Raw genomic sequence first — 20,643 nt, forward strand, 5'->3', positions numbered from 1 at the left:
AATATCCTGCCGACGACGCGGAACAACTAAGCTGGAACCGATGAGCAACGCACAATATTCTTCTAGAGAACCTCGGTGGGCTGGCGAGTTTTTGGGCCTTCCGGAAACCGGTCCTGCCTCTGCAGCGTCCTATCCGCGCCGAATTGGCGCCCTGTTTGTTGATTGGTTTATTGCTTCAGGTATTGGTTTGATGCTTGCGGCCGGGAATCAGTGGCTGGTGCTGGGCATCTTTGTCGTCATGCACTTCGCACTGTTGTGGTTGTTTGCTACCACTCTTGGCAAATTGCTATTTCGCATTCAAGTTGTTCAAGTTGGTGGGGCTCCAGTCAAGCTGTATCAGGCCGCCATCCGTGCGGTACTGCTCGGTTTGGTCGTACCGGTCCTGATCATCGACCGAGACGGTCGGGGTCTGCACGACAAAATGGCCGGCACCGTAGAGATTCAAATGTAATCTCCACAGTACCGGCCAGTCACCAGCACAAAGGGGGAGCCGGGCTAGCGGCCTCGCATGGACTTGCGGTCTGGACGCATCCGGTAAGGGTCCACGCCCTTTGGAATACCGAGGTTATTCTTTGGTAGTGAAGAAATACGCTGCTCAACTGCACGCACTTCGTGACGGTTCAATGTCTTCTTCATACGTTTGATGGTCGATTTGACCTCGTGCAATTCCACTTCGCTGGGTCCCTTGCCAACTTGCAGTACACGGATCTCAACGTTTGGCAGAAAACGTTCCATATGCTTTCGCTGCTTGTCCGCAAGTTTCTTGGCGCGGTTGTAGTCGCCGTCAGCGACCAAGACGACGCCGGCTTTACCGGTGGCGCGGAACACGGTTTCTTGAGTGCGAGGATTCACAGCGATTGGTTCGTCTTCAACGACCCAGCCGCGACCCAATTGCGACAGGGCAGCACCAGCAGCGCCTGGACGCCCATCAATCTGCGCAAAGGCTGCCTTCTCGGCCTTCTTGTTCATGATGATGATCGCAGCTAGCAGACCCAGTGGAATGAACATCAGCGTCCACAACACCGGTGAGCCCGTCAGCAGACCAATCACCAGACCGACCACCAGTGCAGCGACGAATGCGCCTACCATCCACCAGACCACTGACGGATCGTATTTGCGCGTCATTTTAAAGACATCGCCGATTTGCTTAAAGAAACCACGCTTATTGGCCTTGCCAGCCTTCTTGCGTTCCTTTGCTTCGAGTTTCTCAGCCCTACGGCGGGCTTTTTGGTCAGCCTTGACGGTCTTTATATCCTTTTTTGGCGCTTGTGCTGCGCCGGAAGATTTCTGTTCAGCCATGATAAACCTATTCTAGCCCTAACCCCTGTGGATAACTTAATCGTACCTATGCGCTTTCGGGCATGATAGAGCATACCCGTCCCAGGAGGTGAATCGTGAATGTACCCTTAGCCCAGCGCACCAGCTTGTTGATGGAACGGGTGTCTCCACGGTTAGCACCGAAATTGCTGGAACCACTTGATCAGTGGGAAGTGATACGGCATCTGGGGTCGGGCAGTAGTGCTGAGGTTTGGCTACTTGAGGATAAGATTCGTCGTCGCCAGGTCGCGTGTAAGACACCACGCGATAGTGGCCTCGCTGCGGAACTTTCGCAGGAAGCCAAGCTGGCAGAGCAGCTATCGCATGAAAACATCATCAAACCGATCAATGTCAGTGATGACCCAGAACTGAGTTCCATAAAGGCAGCAACTTTTTGGGAGTTTCTTGCCGGAGGTACTCTGACTGACCTGGTGGGGGCCACGGGCCAGCTGGGCGTGGCTCAGACTGTGACCGTTGTCCTACCGATGATTCAGGCAACCCAGTACCTGCTGGCTCGACAAATCGTGCACGGGGATATCTCACCGCGCAACATTCTGTTTGACCTCACTGGACGTCCTGTGTTAATTGATTTCGGCGCCACGCGGGCTACGGCCCATCACCATGCGCGTACCGGAACACCGGGATTTGTCGCCCCCGAACTCGTTCTGCCATCATCTTCGAAGATGGGGCTGGAAGCTGGCGCGGACATTTATGCTGTAGCCGCAGTGGCGTGGTTCTGTTTGACCGGTACGGTCCCGGGTTCACCCGAGCACCGGGTCCCTTTGACCACGCTGCGGCCCGATTTAGAGGACGAAATCCTGGAGGTATTGGAAACAAGTTTGAGTGCAGATCCGACGATGCGTCCAGATCTCGAGCACCTGCTGGATTCGGTTGCACAATGGGCAATTCCAGAACCCGTCGATTTGTATGCATCGGTAGGGGAGCAATACGAGCTAGTCCTGCCCACCCGACAACCGGAACTCGACACTCCACGAAAGCGGACTTTCAAACGTGATAAGTCATCTACGGCAAATCTCGGTGGGAGCCCTGGCAGCCGCACTACTCCTAGCAAGGGCCGAAGCCGAGTGCCCCAGCGGCTCAGTGTCGCTCTTGGTACTCTTCTACTGGCCTGTGGGGTGGCACTAACTATGACTTATGAATCTGATTCTGTTCAATATTCTTCAACCGCACAAGCCGAGAGCACCCAAATTGCCGGACCGGAAGATTTCCAAGCGGTCATGGACGAGCTTGTAAAAGCACGAAGCACTGCGTGGGCAGCAACCGCACCGGACCAGGTGGAACAGTATGCGTTCATTGATTCAGAAATTTATCATGATGATGCAGAACTTCTCAGCGTGCTGGCAGAGGCAGGACAATACCTCGAGGGGATCCGCATGCGTGCGGTTGTAGACCAGGTGAAACGAACCGGAGACATGACCGTGTTGTCCGTGACGTGGCGGATCGATGGCTACGTGCAGCGCGATGCAGCTGGCGAAGCGATTGAACAGATAGAGCCTCGCCAGGAGGCTATTGAACTTGAGCTCGTCGAGACAGCCAACGGTTGGCGCATGGTAGCCGTTCGGTAGGGAAGCTACCGCGATTCGGCAAAACAAATGCCGCAGAGAAAAATTCTCTGCGGCATTTGTGCGATATCTACACTGCTAGAAACGCCATAGCGTTGCGACCAGGGCTGCGATCACAGCGGTTCCACCGGTGGCATGAGCCAAGCCAGTAGAGATTTCCTCACCACGGTTGATCTTGCGACGACCAAGGAGTGCGGTAACGAAAACCATCACACCCAAAATGAGTTTAATGGTCAATTTGATACGCAGTGCTCCATCAGGGTCACCCATCATTTCAGTGAGTCCGAATAGGACGACGCCGGAGATGATCATGAAGATCGCTCCATACCACTGGGATTTGGTCACTGTTGGGTTCTTGAAGTTGGCGAGCCAACCCCCAACGATGGCTGCCATCGACAGGATGTGAATTGCAATGAAGATTGTCTGAACAATTTCCATAAAGTTACTGTGGTTCCTTTCAGAGGCCCAGCTGGCCGCCGAATTCGCCGCCTTCTAGACGGTTCTTCAACTGGGTCATAAAGCGGCCGGCATCCGCGCCGTCAACGATACGGTGATCGTAAGTCAGCGAGAGGTACATCATGTGGCGGATAGCGATAACATCGTTGCCTTCAGCATCGGTGCTGACCACCGGACGTTTCACGATGTTACCTGGACCAAGGATGGCGACCTGTGGCTGGTTGATGACCGGAGTATCAAACAGCGCACCGAAGGAACCAAGGTTGGTAATCGAGAACGTACCACCGGACAGCTCGTCTGGTTTGACCTTGCTGTCGCGAGTACGCAGTGCCAGATCGGAGATCGCGTTAGCAATACCGGACAGGTTCAGGTTGCCGGCACCCTTGATAACTGGAACCATCAGTCCGCGTTCAGTATCAACGGCAATGCCGATGTCTTCGCGGTCATGGTAGGTGATTTCCTTGGTTTCAGCGTTGTACTCAGCATTGAGTGCAGGATGTGCACGCAGAGCTTCAGTAGCAGCCTGGGTAATGAACGCCAAGAAGGTAAGGTTGACGCCGTTTTCAGCTTTGAAGCGTGCCTTTACTTGGTTGCGCAGGTTGACGATGCGCGTCATATCGATCTCGTGGACCTGGGTCAGCTGTGCTGAAGTCTCCAACGATTCGATCATACGATCGGCAATGACCTGACGAATGCGAGGCGCCTTTTCAGTGGTACCACGCTTGGACGGATCGACTGACGAAGCTGGATCTTTTGGAGCAGGGCGAGAAGCGGCAGGAGCGGCTGCGGCTGGTGCAGCGGCGGCTGGAGCTTCCTGACGTGCTTCATATTCCTTAGCTGCAGCGGCGGCCAGGACATCCTGCTTGCGGATGCGGCCACCAACACCGGTACCGGTTACCTCGGCAAGGTCGACATCCTGTTCACGGGCCAGACGACGGACCAGTGGGGTGACGTAACCATCGCCACGTGGTGTCTCTTCCGGTGAGGACGGGGCTCTTTCTGCTGCTGGTGCAGGAGCCGGGGTTGGCTCTGGGGTTGGTTCTGGTTCCGGTGCAGCTTGCTGTGCGGGTTCCTCAGCAGGTGCTTCTTCAGCGGCGGGTGCATCTTCGGCAGGAGCCGAAGCTGGTTCTGGGGCTGATGCTGTGGGAGCTCCGTCAGATGAACCGACTAGAGCCAGAACCTGTCCTACTTCAACATCCTCATCCTCTTGGACTTTGATCTCCAGAACAGTACCGGCGACCGGGGATGGGATCTCGGTATCGACCTTATCGGTGGAGATCTCGACAATAGGTTCGTCGACTTCGACTTCGTCGCCGACCTCTTTCAGCCAACGGGTGATCGTACCTTCGGTGACGGATTCGCCAAGTTCAGGCAGGGTGACTTCTTGCGCGTCGCCGGAGCCACCACCGCTTGCTGGAGCGGAGGCCTGTTCAGCCGGTGCTTCCTCAGTAGTCTCTTGCGCCGGTTCTTCTGCTACAGGAGCTTCTTCGGCTGCCGAATCATCAGCAGGTGCGTCCGAAGCGGATTCACCTTCCTCACCGATGACTGCCAGTGCCTGACCGACTTCGATGTCTTCGTCTTCCTGGACCAAAATTTCCAGGACAGTGCCGGCGACCGGGGATGGGATCTCGGTATCAACCTTGTCGGTAGAGATCTCCACAATAGGTTCGTCGACCTCGATAGTGTCGCCTACTTCTTTGAGCCAACGGGTTACGGTACCTTCAGTTACCGATTCGCCCAGTTCTGGCAGAGTAATGGTTTCAGACATTCCGTCCGGTTTCCTCTCTATTCCTCTTCTAATGCTCACACGTTCGGTGTTTATGCGCTGGTGGCTGCCATGGTGGTGCAACCATCCGGATGACTAGGCGTGCAACGGGAAGCCGTTGAGCATCATGGCTGCTTCACCCAGGGACTCGTTCTGAGTTGGGTGGGCATGGATGAAGTGGGCGACATCTTCTGGGTATGCTTCCCAGTTGACGATCAGCTGCGCTTCACCAATTTGTTCTGAAATACGGTCGCCGATGCCGTGTACACCAACGATTGGGCCGTGTTTCTGACGAACCATCTTGATAATACCGGTGGTACCGATAATGGATGACTTGCCATTGCCGGCAAGGTTGTATTCCACGGTTTCGACGTTATCTTTCCCGAATTCTTCTTGAGCAACCGGTTCGGTCATACCCACGGAGATAATTTCTGGGGTGGTAAAGGTAACGCCAGGGATGTTGCGGTCTTCGACCTTCAGTGGGTTATTGCCCATGATCTCTTCGATGACGAAGTTACCGTGCTGGTAACCGCGGTGGGCCAACTGCTTACCCTTGACGATGTCGCCGATCGCGTAGATGTTGCCAACACCGGTGTGTAGACGATCGTTGACGGCGACGTGGGCACGATCCATTGGGATGCCAACTTCTTCGTAACCCATGTTTTCGGTATTTGGTTTCCGGCCGGTTGCAACCAAGCAGATTTCGGCTTCGAATTCTTTGCCGTCTGCCAAGGTGACTTTCACACCGTTGTCGGTTTCTTCAACTTTTTCGAAGAAGACGCCCAGATTGGATTTGATGCCAGCCTTGCGGAAGTTGCGAGTGAGCTGCTTGATGATCGCAGGATCTTCGTTTGGTACCAGCGAATCCAAGCCTTCGATGATCGTCACGTCAATGCCAAAGGAGTTCCATGCGGAAGCGAATTCAGAGCCGATCACACCGCCACCCAGCACGATTGCAGATTTTGGTGTGTAATCCAGCTGCAGTGCTTCGGTGGAGGTAATGATTTTGTCCGAGACGGTCAGACCCATGGTGTTGGAAACGGAACCGGAGGCGAGGATGATGTGCTTACCGGTGTATACGGTGCCATCAACATCAATTTGATTTTCAGATACCAGGCGACCGTTGCCGGCAATGGTGGTCACCTTGCGCATTTTCAGTAGCCCCTGCAGGCCTTTGAATTTTCCGTCAACAATGCCGTTTTTGTATTCGCGCACGGCAGACATGTCGACGGTCTCGAAGCTGGCTTTGACGCCAAACTTCTCAGAAGACCTGGCGTTATTTGCCACATCAGCAGCATGCAAGTAAGCCTTGGTTGGGATACAACCATAGTGGAGGCAGGTGCCACCAACCTTGTCTTTTTCAATAAGACCTACGGTTAGCCCGTGGTGTACGGCGCGTAAAGCCGCACCATAACCGGCGGATCCACCGCCGAGAATTAGTACGTCGAATTCTGTAGCGGTTTCAGTCACGATTGATGCTCCTCATCTATGCGGAGGTTCGCCCCGCAGTTGTCCTCGTAAATGGTTTCCAACCACGCGTCCTTTGACTTAGAAATGCCTGGAGTTACCACGGCAGTTTTTTGGACACTTGGTCTTAACCTTATCGGTTCGTACCGGTGTTGTTCCATAAGCTGAGCCACGTTAACTCAGTTGAGGGATTTCTCATGAATCTGGGCCTGATACCTTGTATCAAACATAAGGCCGCTGGGCTACCCCGATCGGTAACACAGCGGCCTTATGGAATGTATTTAGTTGTCGCGATTGGCAACAAATTCGATCAGCGTACGAACCATGGCACCGGTGGCATCTTTGGCAGTGTAACCACGTGGGCTGGATTCATTAAATGACGGTCCAGCGATATCCAAGTGCGCCCATGGTGTGTCACCGACGAACTCTCGCAAGAAGGCTGCAGCCCCTTGCATCCCACCGTAGCGTTCACCGGTGTTCTTCAGATCGGCGACGTTGGAATCGAATCCTGCACGAGCTTCTTCTGGAATCGGAATATCGACGACGATCTCGCCGGTGGTTGCGGCAGCATCAGCCAGTTCCGAGCGAACGTCCTCGGCACCCATGATGCCGGTGGTCCGTACACCCAGGGCAACCATCGCAGCACCGGTCAATGTGGCGATGTCGACGACGACGTCAGGGTTTTCTTCGGTGGCGGCCACTAGTGCATCGGCCAGTACCAGACGACCTTCAGCATCGGTGTTCATAACCTCAACGGTGGTACCACCACGAATCGTCAAGATATCTGAAGGCTTAATGCCAGTGCCCGATGGCATATTCTCTGCCATGGCCAGCCAACCGGTGACGTTGACGTCCAATCCGAGTTCGGCAACAGCATGCAGCACACCAGCTACCGTGGCGGCACCTGCCATATCCGATTTCATGGTTTCCATGGAACCAGCGGGCTTCAATGAGATACCACCGGTGTCGAAGGTAATGCCCTTACCCACCAGAGCGATGTGACCTTTGGCATTATTTGGAGTGTATTCCAGCTTCACTAACCGTGGTGGGTTCGACGAACCCTGGCCCACACCCAACAGGCCCCCGAAGCCACCTTCGGCAAGCGCTGCTTCGTCGTAAACAGTGGCTGTTACGTCGGAATTCTCTACGAGGGCTTCGACTTCTTGAGCAAACGTGCCAGGGAACAGATGCGATGGTGCGGTATTGACGAGATCGCGAGTAATAAAGGTTGCTCGTGCAACGGCAGTGGCGCGCGCCAGCAGCTTGTCGGCATCGGCAAGTTCAGTGACGATCTTCAGGTCTACACCGTTGGTTTGATCTTCTTCGCCGTTGTCTTGTTGGGTTTTGTATCCGGCGAATGAATAGGTGCCAAGCACGGCCCCTTCGGCAATTGCGGTCAGACGCGCAGCACTATCGGCCGGCAGTGCCATGGTGATTTCTGCGGTCCCAGCTAATTTCGCGGTCGCTGCGCCAGCAGCCCGCCGCAGTGCTTCAGCAGAAATCTCACCTGCAGGGGAGTTATCCAACATTGGGGTGCCTTGAGCAGGTGCTTCGGTGGAGCCCAGCCCGGTCAGCACCACGATCTTTGCATCGAAGCCGGTGGTTGAACCAGCAATCCGGGTGACTTCATCGGCCTTGCCTTTGACCCCGAGTGCTTCAAGCTGGTCTTGAATACCAGTCACCGCGTTCTCGTCGAGTCCGGCGGCAACGACGACCGGACCATCGTCGGTGGATTCCACACCAAGTACCAGGGCCTCGGTCTGATCGATTGTGGTGATAGCGGTCAGTTCTGTAGCGAATTCGGCGATGAAACCATTGGAAGCGGCGTTTTGGGCCACGAAATCACGTCCTTGGGATTGCAGAATAGTTACGATTGGTGACTCCATCATAACGAGCCAGCCCAGCTTGCCGGTGGAATAAGTGACATGGGCCTTGTGTTCTGTTAAATAATGTCAATGCAGCATTGTGTCCACTAGATAACGTGAGGAGTCTGCGTGCTCGATCCGATTGATCTGATTCGAATGTCGTCGTCAGCTAAGGAATTACTGGCTGGCAGAAGCCAGACCGACGACGGCGACGACGAATCCCCGGCCCTACACGGCCTTGATTTGCTGGTCGTATTCTCCGGGTATCTCGATGCGGGCAACGTTTCGACGCAATTAGAAAATGTGCTGCTAGAGCGTCTCGATCACCAACGCATCGCCACCTTTGATACAGACCAACTCCTGGACTACCGGGCACGCCGTCCACACCTTCGTTTTGATGGACAGCGCTTCTTCGACTATGAGGCACCCGAATTAGCACTGCATCTGCTCAAAGATCAGATGCAAAGACCCTTTTTGATGCTCAGCGGCCCAGAGCCCGACTATCAATGGGATCGTTTCGTAGCGGCCGTGATGATTCTGGTGGACCAGCTCGATGCAAACCTGGTGACTTTTGTGGATGCTGTCCCACTGCCGGTGCCCCATACCCGCCCACTGGGCGTGACCACGCATGGCACGGCCAAAGAACTCCTTGAAGGACTGGCGACCTGGGCGCCGAAGGGCCGCATTGCCGCAGGTGCCGCACAACTGCTGGAACTTCGAGCAGCCGAAGCTGGGCGCCGCGTCAGCGGCTACACGGTGCATGTGCCTCATTATCTGGCTGATGCAACCTATCCACAGGCTGCGGTTGCCGCGCTAGAGTACATTGGTGCTGCCATGGGGCTGATGCTGCCAACCGAGGAGCTGCGCGAATCGGGACGTGAAGTCGAACAACAGATTGCAGCACAGGTGCAAAACCGGCCCGATATCGCAGCGATGCTGCAGCACCTGGAACAACGCTTTGACGACTACGCGAAAGAACATCAAACCCGCAGCCTCCTTCTGGATCAGGACCAACAGATGCCAGACGCTGAAGAAATTGGCTCGGCGGTTGAATCCTATTTGAGCGATCAGGTTCAACATGATGATGCAGGTCTGGACGACGACGATCGTGGCACAATCGTGAATACCGGCAACATTGATGAGTCACCTTCTGAACCTATGCGGCCTTCTCGCGCCGATGTCAGCCCCAATAGCGTCGAATTCATCACCGACTTCTTTGACGCTAGCGAAGATGATGAAGACTCCGAAGACGCTGAAGACGACGAGACTGACTGATCATCCACAGCCGGTCCGATAACACGGACCGGGCGCCGAGTTATCCACATTCGGCAACCGAGCTCACCCGTAGTCACCGGAAGTGTTTCATGCTTGGGTCATGAGACCTGAGCAAGATGATTTTTCTGTTCCTATTCCAAACGACCCGGCCCAGACCGCATCTCATCATCAAACACCGACACGATATGCGCTCACCGGTGAGCCCAGCACAGAGGTTTTGGCCGATGAAGCCAACCATGACCCGGCCCGTCGTCTTCGGGTGGGCGCTCCCGAAGAGCTACTGGCCTACGTTCAAAGCACCTTGGGATTTCGGCCAACCAATTCTTTAGTCATGGTGGCGTTTGCCCAACGCCAGCTTTCCACGGTAGTTCGCTGCGATCTACCAGAAGCCCTGCACAAGATGCTGCAGTCCGACACCCTTGAAAGTGTTACCTTCTTTGATTTTGGTATCACCGAGACACAAGAGCGCCAGCTGATGGAACTGGGCAAATATCTGGGCCAACTGATGGCTCGTGAACCATCAACCACTGGATGTCTCTTGGTCTATCTGGCCACCGAGGTGAGTGTCTCAGATCCTCACGCGCTCGCAGTTACAGGCACGGTCAACGCGATGTTGACCGCCCAGTTCGGACTGCAAGGCATCCCAATCGAAGAGTCTTGGCTGATTCATCACGACCAGCTGTGGCATTTGCGTTGTGCTGTCACGACCGACTGTGAAATTCAGGGAGAAATTCTGGGTGCTCCTGAATCTACGGAACTGTTTCAGGAGCTCGATCCACAGGGGCAAACACGGTGGCGACCTCAGGGACCAGCTCAAAAGATGATCTTCCCGCCAGCATCATCGGCTGGCTCGAAAAATACTGCACCAACCCAGGAGCTCTTGGAACAACGGCCCAAGGTTGTCCTCAATTGGCTGCAGCGCTGGGACGATCACCTAAGTCATGGTCCGCAAATGCTACACACCGATCAGGTAGCTGAGTTGTTATCGGCAATAGAACACCCGAGACTTCGCGACGCAGTGCTCGCCGTTGCATGTTTTGATCTTAAAACTTCGATTCGCGGCATGCTGGCACTGGAACAATTTCCCAACCAGTTAGCACTCGTTTCAGGCCAGCAGAGTAACCTGCAAGATGGCTTAGCTATTAGAGGATGCCTGTTGGGGGAATCCGAGCGGATTCCGGACTGGCAACGCATCGCAGCCCTAGAGCGCCTGTGCCATCAGTTGCTACCTTTAGCCGATCATCTTTCCGGCGGCGGGGTCGCGGGGATGCTGGTGTGGATTGAGTGGGTGCGAGGTCGAGGCAGCCTTGCTTTGGACTATCTTCGCCAGGCTCGTAAGCATTTCCCCACAGAACAGGTCTTGATCAGCTTAGAAAACGTTCTACGTCATGGCAGAGTCGCGGCTTGGGCCACGCGAACGGAAAGCGCATGGTCGCCACGACACGCAGCCTGAGCGGTGCGAGACGTCAAAGGCGCGCAACCGCTGGGACCTGTGGCATAATGTTCTGGTCTAACGGCTGTGTGGAAAAACTTTTTTGAAAGTTTTTGTCACGATGGGAACAATTCCATCACTTAGCGCGTTACACGTACCAGAGACCCTGCATCCGTACTCGTACATCGGTCGACACCTTGTGTGAACCGAGATGTATTGTGATTACTTCACAACGGACTTGACAGGGTCATAGGTGTGTTGATCGTGTGTGAGCTTATTACTCATACGGCTGCCAAGGAAAGGACCTGAGTGACTACTACTCCAAAACAGGCTACTGCCCAGAAAGCTTCTGCTGTAAAGAAGAAGACCACAGCTAAAGGGACGACAAAGAAGGCAGCTGCTACCAAGAATGGTAAGAAGGCGACCATGGCTTCCGAAGAATCAAACCTTGAAGAAGAATTCGTTGAAGACGTCGATATAGATGTTGAAGACGAAGAAGACTTAGAAATTGACGACGAAGACGAAGAAGTCGTCGACGGTGCAGAAGACGAAGAAGATGACGAAGAGGACGAAGACGAAGAAGTAAAGAAAACAGCTGGTCCTGAAAAACCAGACGTTGCATCCACCATCAGAGCCGGTGGTTTCGTTGTCTCAGAAACAGAAGAAGACGCCCCGCAACAGCGTGCAGTCAATATCGTTGGTGCAACTGCCGACCCGGTCAAAGATTATTTGAAGCAGATCGGTAAAGTCGCGCTGCTTAATGCGGAAGAAGAAGTCGATCTTGCAACCCGCATTGAAGCTGGCCTATATGCCGAGCATAAGATGCAGACAGAAGACATGACCGACCCACGACTTCGCCGTGATATGCAGCTGATCGTTGCTGATGGTCGTCGTGCAAAAAACCACTTGCTGGAAGCAAACCTTCGTCTGGTCGTGTCGCTGGCCAAACGCTACACCGGTCGTGGCATGCTATTTCTGGACCTGATTCAGGAAGGTAACCTCGGGTTGATCCGTGCAGTCGAAAAATTTGACTACACCAAAGGCTTCAAATTCTCGACCTATGCCACCTGGTGGATCCGTCAGGCTATCACCCGCGCCATGGCAGATCAGGCTCGAACCATCCGTATCCCTGTGCACATGGTCGAAGTCATTAATAAGCTGGCTCGTGTTCAGCGGCAGATGCTGCAAGATCTCGGCCGTGAACCTACCCCCGAAGAATTGGGCACCGAGCTGGACATGACTCCTGAAAAGGTCATCGAAGTTCAAAAATACGGTCGCGAACCAATCTCGTTGCACACGCCACTAGGTGAAGACGGCGATTCGGAATTTGGTGACCTCATCGAAGACTCCGAAGCGGTTGTGCCAGCTGATGCTGTTGGATTCACACTGCTGCAAGAACAGTTGCACTCTGTTTTGGACACGTTGTCAGAACGTGAAGCCGGTGTGGTTGCTATGCGTTTCGGCCTCACCGACGGACAACCGAAGACTTTAGACGAAATCGGAAAAGTCTACGGCGTGACGCGCGAGCGTATTCGTCAAATTGAATCCAAGACGATGTCCAAGCTACGTCACCCATCCCGGTCACAGGTCCTGCGCGATTACCTAGAGTAAATCGAGCATTAGTCTGAAACAAAAAATCGAGTGACTGTTCAACGTCGCTCGATTTTTTGTTGACCGAAGTTAGCCCGGTTCTGTCCTGAGACACGAAAAACCTCCGCGCCAACGCTACGACGTTGGTGCGGAGGTTTTGTATTAATAACCGTGCGCGGTGTACTAGTTACAACCGGCCAAACCTATAGACTCGCAGAGCGTTCTTCTTCGAGACGCTTGGTCTCATCCTGCCACACAGCAGCTTGCGGACGAAGGCTCTCTTCAACCTGGCGCGCGTGGTGAGCACAGAAGTACAGTTGGCCGCCCGAGGGTAGTACTGCACGAACGTAAGCTTGGGCTCCGCAACGGTCGCAACGATCGGCGGCGTTGAGGGTTGGCTGCTCAAGACTAGTTGCCGTGGACATTGGGCCTCCTAATTTGTGGTCCAAACTCTGTTAGGTTGGTCCTTCCATCCTGACAGGTTATTTCATTCCTGTGTAGAACAACGCACTGACCATATGTTTTATGCCCGATTGTGCTGAGGTAGCCGCCGGCGAACACCAAGCATAGTGTCAACGTTGAATTCCACTGGTCATGCATGCATATCCAGTGGATCTATATTGCCAGTTGGTGGCGGATTCTCAAAGATCTGGTCAGCGCCATACGCGCCAGGCGAAAGAAGCCCCCTGGTTGCTTCGCTTTGCGTTCAGAGACAGCGTAAATCCCAAACCTCCGGCAGAAACCCACTATTCTTACTTATGTCGACTCGTCGTAAACAGCAGATGAATGCTGTTGAGAACGAGCCAGACTTTTGGTGAACTATCCTCTGAAAGGGTTCAACACTTCGTGGTCAAACAAGCCGAGTACAGCGCACGAAACCTATCAGTCCTGGAAGGACTCGAAGCGGTGCGTAAACGTCCCGGGATGTATGTCGGGTCCACCGATTCACGCGGCCTCATGCACTGCCTTTGGGAGATCATCGACAACTCCGTCGATGAAGCGCTTGCCGGTTACGGTCAGTCCATCGATATCACCTTATTTGCCGATGGATCAGTTGAAGTTGCAGATAATGGCCGCGGTATCCCTGTAGACATTGAACCACGCACCGGTCTTTCAGGTGTAGAAGTCGTATTCACTAAGCTGCACGCCGGCGGCAAATTCAGCTCGGAATCCTATGCTGCAGCAGGCGGGCTGCACGGTGTGGGGGCTGCAGTTGTCAACGCGTTGTCATCACGCCTGGATGTTCAGGTTACTCGTGGTGGGAAAGTCCACCAGTTGAGCTTCCAGCGAGGTAAACCCGGACAATTCCACGATAAAGGAAAACCTCAGCCTGAGGCCGCCTTTACGCCGCTGAAATCAGGGTCTGAAGTCGACGTCGTCGGTAAGGCCAAGCGCGGATTGACCGGCACCAAAGTCCGGTATTGGGCCGATTCGCAGATTTTCACACCAGATGCCCGTTTCCTATATGAAGAATTAGAACAACGCGCACGTCAAACCGCGTTCTTGGTGCCAGGACTGCGCATCACTATTCGGGACGAACGCAACATCGCCGACCCAACCGGTGATGGCCAACCCCGCGAGGAAGTCTTCCAATACGACGGTGGAATCGCCGAATTCGTTGATCACCTGTCTCAGCTGAATCCGGTAACAGATGTCTGGCGTCTGCATGGCGAAGGCACCTTTAGCGAACGGATACCTGTCCTAGACAGCTCAGGGCAGGCCCAAATGCAAGATGTCGAACGTACCTGTGAAGTCGACGTCGCGCTCCGGTGGGACGTCGGTTACGATACGAAAATTCGAAGCTTTGTGAATATCATCGCCACCCCAAAGGGCGGCTCTCACATGACCGGCTTTGAACAATCCCTGACCCGAGTATTCCGCAAGACGGTCGAGGCGAATGCCCGCCGCTTGAAAGCAGGCAACGACCGAGTCGAAAAGGATGATATCCTCGCCGGTCTGACCGCTATCGTCACCGTGCGTTTGTCAGAACCTCAGTTTGAAGGACAGACCAAAGAAGTCCTGGGCACACCGGCAGCTCGCCAAATTGTCTCGAAAGTGGTTGGCGACCAACTCACCGAGATCCTGGCGTCACGCAAGCGTGACGTCAAACAGCAGGTCGATACCTTGCTGGAAAAGATTGTCGCTGAGATGAAGTCGCGCATTATGGCGCGTACCGCCAAAGAAACCCAACGACGCAAGACCGCATTAGAAACCTCTGCGCTGCCGGCCAAACTTGCTGACTGCCGATCGACTGACATTGAGAACACTGAACTGTTCATTGTTGAAGGGGACTCAGCGCTGGGCACGGCCAAACTTGCCCGGTCCTCGGACTATCAAGCGTTGCTGCCCATCCGAGGCAAAATCCTCAACGTCCAGAAGGCGTCTGTTGGAGAGATGCTCAATAATGCCGAGGCATCAGCGCTCATTCAGGTCGTTGGTGGGGGATCTGGACGAAGTTTTGATCTTGAATCTGCGCGGTATGGCAAAGTCATTTTGATGACCGATGCCGATGTTGATGGAGCACACATTCGAACGCTGCTACTCACGCTGTTTTTCCGCTACATGCGACCCATGGTCGAAGAGGGGCGGGTGTATGCAGCTGTGCCACCCTTGCACAGGATTGAGGTCATCAACCCTGGTTCAAAACCCAATGAGGTCATTTACACTTATTCGGAACAAGAGCTGCACACGCGCCTGGGCCAGCTTGAAGCGGAGGACCGGAAGATCAAAGAACCCATTCAGCGGTATAAGGGTCTGGGCGAGATGGACGCAGAGCAGCTTGCTGAAACCACCATGGACCCGCGGCACCGTACCCTACGACGGGTCAACATCGAAGAACTCGAAAAGGCCGAAGAGATCTTTGAGCTACTCATGGGTCGTCACGTGGCGCCCCGCCGTGACTTTATTATTTCGGGCGCCGAAGAGCTCGACCGACAAGAAATCGATGCCTAGCGCTGGTAGTACTGTGCGGTGAGTCGGAAACCCTCTTCCAAAGAGATCCGCGGTTTCCAATCCAGTACTTCCTGTGTTCGACGCTGATCGAACCAATGTGCTGTCGACATTTGTTCAGCCAGAAAGCGCGTCAGCGGGGGTTCATCCCCGCGCTTTTCGGCATCCCAGAATGATTCGATGACACTACCGGCGGTCTTTGCCAACCCGGAGGGCAAGCTCAGGGTCGGTTCGTTTGCCCCGCCTGCGGCAGCAATGCGGCGAAGCATCTCACCGATGGGTCGGGGCTGCCCATTGGTCAAAACCAGGGCTTCACCGTGCGTGCGATGCACTGCCCCAAGACCCGCCACGATCGCTTCGACAGCGTTGATCAGGAACAATGTATCAACCAGTGCGGTGCCACCATCCAGTAGTGGCAGGCGATGCTGTCGTGCCCGATCAATAATTCGTTCTGTCAGTTGAGTGTCGCCTGGACCCCACATCAGGTGTGGGCGCAGCACCAGAACCCGAAAATCATCGGAGTCTGCTGCTAGTGCTAGCAATTCTCCTGCTGCTTTGGTCGCAGCATAATGACCGCGTGCGGCTTCTGGATTAGCAGGGCCAGCCCCTTCGCCAATGATCGAATCACCACTGTGCGCTACGGAGGGTGATGAGATGTGTATCCACCGGGAAACACCTGCCTGCTGGGCCGCTGCCAGCAGGGTCCGGGTACCTTCGATGTTGACGTGTTCATATTCCTCACGAGGCCCAGAGACTGAGACTTTTGCGGCGATATGAATCACGGAGTCCACGTTGGCGACGGCTCGTGCTACCGCGTTAGGGTCGGTGACTGATCCACGAATTTCTTGGACACCATCGAGGCCGGATGCTGAGCGCTGCAGCACGGTCACATGGGCTCCCGCCTGGACTAGCGCCCGGGCAACTCCGGAACCCAAAACACCCGATGCACCGGTCACCAGGACCCGAGAGCCTGTAAAATCATCAGTTTGATACTCAAAATCCACGGATGCAGTTGGCATTATCGGTGCGTCACCTTTCCACCGGCCAGGACCTGAGATGCCCATTGGGCAAGCGCTGGACGGTTGATCTTAGAGTTGTGTCGAATATCGACCGGAACATTGTCTGTGATCAGGACCGCTGCGATATCAACCTCAGTTGCGCCTCGCACCGCATCGGTCAGCTCCGTGGGCGCAAGTCCTGGTTTGAGCGTAGAATCCGTGGGTTCAACGACGGCCACCACTGCTTGAGTGCCCACTGGACCCACACCGACGATAGCAACCCGACGCACTTCTGGCAGGCGTTGAATGTCGTCTTCCGGGCCACCGGGACCAAGGGCTCCGGTCGGGGGTGTCACAATGTGATAGGTTCGTCCTTCGATCCACAGGCGCCCGGCAGCATCAAAATGGCCGATGTCGCCGGTACGGTGCCACTGCAAAGCATCCACGTCGTCGACACGAGTTTGACGGTTGGTGTTGTAAAGCTTGTCATATCCTGCCAGCATGTGCGGTGTGGAGATGACAATCTCGGAGAGTTTCCCGACAGCCTCGCCTGGCTCCAGAAGCTCATCGGCCGGACGCCCTAAGAAGTCCAACGGGGCCATGGCAACTCTGACGACGTCAAGCGGTTTGCCTACACAGACGCCGCGATCTGGTTGGTTGGCAATGGCATGCTGGGTGTGGTGATCAATATCTGTGATCAGCAGCGATTCAGTCATCCCGTAGGGGGAGTGGAATTCGGCATGCGGTACCAGTTTTAATACGTCGTCCATCAACTGGACGGGAACCGGCGCTCCGGCCGAGAGCAGCATGGAGATTTTCTCCAGAGCTTTGCGGTGTTCGGCGGTGAGCTCACCGGCGGTGTCGACCACGTTGTGCAATGCTGCAGGCGAGGCGAAGATCATGGTGGTGTCACCGGCGATCGCGGCATCGGCAAGCGCAGTTGCCGTGAGGGTCGCCGGTTTTGTGACGGACATTTTAGGAGTCACAGATGTTGCACCGATGGCGGGACCCAGCAGCGCGAATGGCGCAAACCCGGCTAACAGGCTTGATCCGGGAGCCACCTTGAGCGTGTGCTGTAGCCGCTGGGTCAACGCCGAGAGTTTCTGATGGGTATAGCGCACGCCTTTTGCAGGGCCGGTGGAGCCAGAGGTGAATAACACGGCAGCTTCTGCTGACGGTTCAGGGTCAGGATGGGTCTCGGTGGCCTGGTAACGTTGCCCGGCATATTCGGTGGCGAAGCGATACATCGAACCGGACAGTCCCAGGGCTCGGTGGGCCAGCGGGTCCATGGTGTGGACGCTGAGGCGCTTACCCGGCAAGTTGGTGGCTCGAGCCAGTGTGAGGCCCGGGGTTTGGCCGATGATCCATGAGGGGGCGGCCGAACGGATTGCGCGGGTCATGCCCTCGATGCCGAGGCCAGCGTCAGTGACCACCGCGACGCCGCCCACTCGTAGCACGGCATATAGAGCAGCGGTGAGATCACGCCCTGGTTCGACAAGCATGGAGACGCGGTCTCCAGGGCGCATGCCGGCCTTTCGCAGGCCGATGGCCATGGCATTGACGATTTCAGCAAGTTTCGCCCAACTGACCTCAAAGGGTTTGCCGCCTCGGTCGGTCACGGTCATGTCGACCAGGGCCTTTGTTGAGGACTCGGCCCAGCGATCCAGGTATCCCCACAGTGGGGAATAGGTGCCCACGGCCCCAGATCCTTTGGTGGCCGTTGGATCCGGGGTGGTGGCACCGGCACCGTCAAGTTGTTGGCGGACCCAACCAAAGATGGGCTCGACGATATCGCGGTCCTCTGCCAGTAGGTGCCCAGCCGTATTGTAGCGATGGATGTCGATGTGTTGGATGCGCTGTAATAAGTCGAGTTGATACCGGTCGAGGAACACCGGATCTTTAGCGCCCCACAGTAACAGCGCTGGGGTCTGGGTGGTCGCTAGGTTATCGGCTACGCGCCGCAAAGCGGGTCGAGACCGGTGGCTATCTTGAGCCGGTATGTCGGCAACGAATCCGCCAATGCCACCACGACGGCTGCGCAGACTATAGGGAGCCTTATATGCGGTTTTGATGGTTCGGTCCAGGGGCGGATTGCCCAGGGCCAGGGTGGTGTCTAAGAATGCGGAGGTGGCCACCGTGGAACCTGGCAGGAGCGGTCCGGCCAAGGCGGCCTGCAATGGTGCTGGAATGGGATCGGCTTCATCATGCCAGACGGCGGTGTTCAGTGAGATCATGCCGGTCGGTGTGAGCCCGGAACCTGCCTGTCGCAGTTGGTCATCGGCAGCCCAACCTAAGGAGACGACGCCACCCCAGTCATGGCCAAGGCTGAAAATTGGGGGTGTGGGGCTGGCGCCCAACACGGTTGCCACCAGTGCATCTAGATCGCGGATGCGTTGAGCAAGTGTGCGATAGGTGGTGGTGGCTCCGGCGGCGGAAGGTAGCGCGTCATGCGTTAATCGTTCAGAAAAGCCCATGTCGAGCTGGTCCGGGGCGATGACCCGAATGACCGGGGCTTTCGGCGCACCGGGACCAAGATCCAGGTTGCCCAGTGCCGCGTCAACCCCGGCCTGTGCCACGTTGCGCCACAAATATGACCAGGTGGGGTTGCCATGGACCGCAACGATGATGGCATCCACATCATCTGGACCATACCCGTGATCTGCTAGGACAGCAGCATTATCTAAGACATGGAACGTGCGGGTGCCGTCAAGGGTTTCAACGTCAACGAGTCGTGACCACCGAGGATCCCACCCCGGCAGGTTTTCAGGAGCAATAATTGCATGTGGAAAGTGCGCCGGTTCTGGGGAGATCATGGGGGACGGGTTCACCACTCTATTTCTAGCATTGCGACGTTGAGACCGGATCCTACACCCATGGTGAGAATGCGATCACCAACTTTGAGGGAGTCGAGTTCTCGAGCCAAGGTAATGGGCAGGGCGGCCGGGCCGATATTGCCCAGTTGTGGGAAGGTTGTCGGAATCCTTGTGCGGTCGATGCCAGCGGAATCGATGATTGCATCGGTATGCATTTGTGATACCTGATGGGTGATGTAGCGATCCATGTTGCGCCAGTTCCAGTCGGCCGGGGTATCGTTCCAGGCATCCATGACAAGTTCGAGGCCATTTTCTAATAGGGCACCAGAATCGGTGTACATGCCATCGTGACCACCTTGGCATAGACCGTGGTGTTGCGTTCCGGCGCGAGTGACGCCGCGCAGAATTTTGTGGCCTTCAGGGTGTTGGTCAGCGCGACCCAACACTGCGGCAGCCGCTCCGGAGCCCAGGGTGAGGGAAGCGAATTGCTGCATGAAATTATCGCGCGTGGTTTGATCGCTCAGCAGATTTTTGACGGTTGCTTCTTGAACGTTTTTTGCATCTTCGCCGGCAACCACGACGGCGTAGTCGATTTGGCCTGCATCAATCAGGGTTGCTGCCAGATCCATGCCATTGACAAAACCAAGGCAGGCATTGGTGATATCGAAGTTGGTGGCCGATGGGGCCAGTCCCATCGTGTTGTGGATTTGCACCGAGACGGCTGGTTCAAGCTGGGTACGAGTCACCGAGGTATTGATCAGCAGGCCCACGGCGTCAGGAGAGACTCCGGCCTCGGCCAGGGCTTTGACACCGGCTTGGGCTGCACCGTGAATATAGTCTTCTGGACCTTCCCACATGCGACGGGCCGTGACCCCTGCGACACGTTCTAGAAGTCGTTTTGGAAGGCGGAGGCGTTTGAGTACGGCTGCGAGTCGTTCATCGAGCATATCCGAGGTGACTTCTAGCGGAGCGGTCACTTCGACCACAGAGAGTAAAGCTGCGTTGTGGTGAATTGAAACCGCATTAGAACTCACGTTGGACTGTCCATTTCTGTGTACTTGCATCGAAACCGGCGCTCGAGCTTCAGTCTCTTGACTTGTCATAACTTCTCAGCTTAGCGCGGTTTTTAACCC

15 protein-coding genes are annotated in these 20,643 nt (G+C 55.4%); 6 read left to right on the top strand and 9 right to left on the bottom strand.

Annotation, left to right across the window (positions count from 1 at the left end):
• Positions 1-40 precede the first annotated feature (40 nt).
• Positions 41-451 carry an RDD family protein gene (locus A6F49_RS07490; RefSeq protein WP_043057900.1) on the top strand — a complete coding sequence of 137 codons (411 nt, stop codon included), beginning with the start codon at positions 41-43 and terminating at the stop codon, positions 449-451.
• Positions 452-495: 44 nt separating this feature from the next.
• Here the strand turns inward: A6F49_RS07490 and A6F49_RS07495 are convergent, their stop codons facing one another.
• On the bottom strand, positions 496-1,299 hold the full coding sequence (locus A6F49_RS07495; RefSeq protein WP_052504864.1) for a DUF4191 domain-containing protein: 804 nt from the start codon (positions 1,297-1,299) through the stop codon (positions 496-498).
• 95 nt (positions 1,300-1,394) lie between these two features.
• Here A6F49_RS07495 and A6F49_RS07500 point away from each other — a divergent pair, with 95 nt between their 5' ends.
• Positions 1,395-2,903: a serine/threonine protein kinase gene (locus A6F49_RS07500; RefSeq protein ID WP_052504865.1), complete on the top strand. Its 1,509-nt coding sequence runs from the start codon at positions 1,395-1,397 to the stop codon at positions 2,901-2,903.
• A 75-nt stretch (positions 2,904-2,978) separates the two neighbouring features.
• On the opposite strand, the gene A6F49_RS07505 is transcribed toward A6F49_RS07500, so the two are convergent.
• The 4 genes from A6F49_RS07505 to A6F49_RS07520 all read right to left on the bottom strand — a co-directional run bounded on the left by A6F49_RS07505 (position 2,979) and on the right by A6F49_RS07520 (position 8,426).
• Complete coding sequence (locus A6F49_RS07505; protein WP_043057901.1) at positions 2,979-3,338, bottom strand: hypothetical protein; 360 nt, start codon at positions 3,336-3,338, stop codon at positions 2,979-2,981.
• A gap of 19 nt (positions 3,339-3,357) precedes the next feature.
• Positions 3,358-5,124 (bottom strand): 2-oxoglutarate dehydrogenase, E2 component, dihydrolipoamide succinyltransferase, encoded by a 1,767-nt coding sequence (gene sucB / locus A6F49_RS07510; protein WP_043057902.1) that lies wholly within the window; start codon positions 5,122-5,124, stop codon positions 3,358-3,360.
• A 93-nt stretch (positions 5,125-5,217) separates the two neighbouring features.
• The gene (gene lpdA / locus A6F49_RS07515; protein WP_043057903.1) at positions 5,218-6,591 is read right to left on the bottom strand and encodes a dihydrolipoyl dehydrogenase; all 1,374 of its coding nucleotides are present in this window, start codon (positions 6,589-6,591) and stop codon (positions 5,218-5,220) included.
• Positions 6,592-6,869: 278 nt separating this feature from the next.
• Positions 6,870-8,426, bottom strand: a complete 1,557-nt coding sequence (locus tag A6F49_RS07520) for a leucyl aminopeptidase (RefSeq protein ID WP_327019955.1) — start codon at positions 8,424-8,426, stop codon at positions 6,870-6,872.
• Positions 8,427-8,582: 156 nt separating this feature from the next.
• On the opposite strand from A6F49_RS07520, the gene A6F49_RS07525 reads away from it, so the two are divergent.
• From A6F49_RS07525 to A6F49_RS07535, 3 genes are all read left to right on the top strand, one after another.
• Entirely contained in the window at positions 8,583-9,728 is a 1,146-nt protein-coding gene (locus A6F49_RS07525; protein ID WP_067605690.1) for a PAC2 family protein, read from the top strand.
• A gap of 100 nt (positions 9,729-9,828) precedes the next feature.
• Entirely contained in the window at positions 9,829-11,181 is a 1,353-nt protein-coding gene (locus tag A6F49_RS07530; RefSeq protein ID WP_043057904.1) for a DUF4192 family protein, read from the top strand.
• 288 nt (positions 11,182-11,469) lie between these two features.
• Positions 11,470-12,771: an RNA polymerase sigma factor gene (locus tag A6F49_RS07535; RefSeq protein ID WP_082911649.1), complete on the top strand. Its 1,302-nt coding sequence runs from the start codon at positions 11,470-11,472 to the stop codon at positions 12,769-12,771.
• 182 nt (positions 12,772-12,953) lie between these two features.
• Here the strand turns inward: A6F49_RS07535 and A6F49_RS07540 are convergent, their stop codons facing one another.
• Positions 12,954-13,175 (bottom strand): DUF7455 domain-containing protein, encoded by a 222-nt coding sequence (locus A6F49_RS07540; RefSeq protein ID WP_043057905.1) that lies wholly within the window; start codon positions 13,173-13,175, stop codon positions 12,954-12,956.
• Between the two features lie 421 nt (positions 13,176-13,596).
• On the opposite strand from A6F49_RS07540, the gene A6F49_RS07545 reads away from it, so the two are divergent.
• Positions 13,597-15,702: a DNA gyrase/topoisomerase IV subunit B gene (locus tag A6F49_RS07545; RefSeq protein WP_043058002.1), complete on the top strand. Its 2,106-nt coding sequence runs from the start codon at positions 13,597-13,599 to the stop codon at positions 15,700-15,702.
• On the opposite strand, the gene A6F49_RS07550 is transcribed toward A6F49_RS07545, so the two are convergent.
• Genes A6F49_RS07550 through A6F49_RS07560 form a run of 3 tightly spaced genes read right to left on the bottom strand, consistent with a single transcriptional unit; the run spans position 15,699 to position 20,574 of the window.
• Positions 15,699-16,718, bottom strand: a complete 1,020-nt coding sequence (locus tag A6F49_RS07550) for an NAD-dependent epimerase/dehydratase family protein (protein ID WP_043057906.1) — start codon at positions 16,716-16,718, stop codon at positions 15,699-15,701. The two genes, A6F49_RS07545 and A6F49_RS07550, sit on opposite strands and share 4 nt — an antisense overlap.
• The gene (locus A6F49_RS07555; RefSeq protein WP_327019956.1) at positions 16,718-19,525 is read right to left on the bottom strand and encodes an alpha/beta fold hydrolase; all 2,808 of its coding nucleotides are present in this window, start codon (positions 19,523-19,525) and stop codon (positions 16,718-16,720) included. Before A6F49_RS07555 ends, A6F49_RS07550 begins: the two co-directional genes overlap by 1 nt.
• Positions 19,522-20,574 carry a 3-oxoacyl-ACP synthase III gene (locus A6F49_RS07560; RefSeq protein ID WP_043058004.1) on the bottom strand — a complete coding sequence of 351 codons (1,053 nt, stop codon included), beginning with the start codon at positions 20,572-20,574 and terminating at the stop codon, positions 19,522-19,524. Before A6F49_RS07560 ends, A6F49_RS07555 begins: the two co-directional genes overlap by 4 nt.
• Positions 20,575-20,643 lie beyond the last annotated feature (69 nt).

The sequence above is a fragment of the Enteractinococcus helveticum genome (genome assembly GCF_001657475.1).
Taxonomy (GTDB): Bacteria; Actinomycetota; Actinomycetes; order Actinomycetales; family Micrococcaceae; genus Yaniella; species Yaniella helvetica.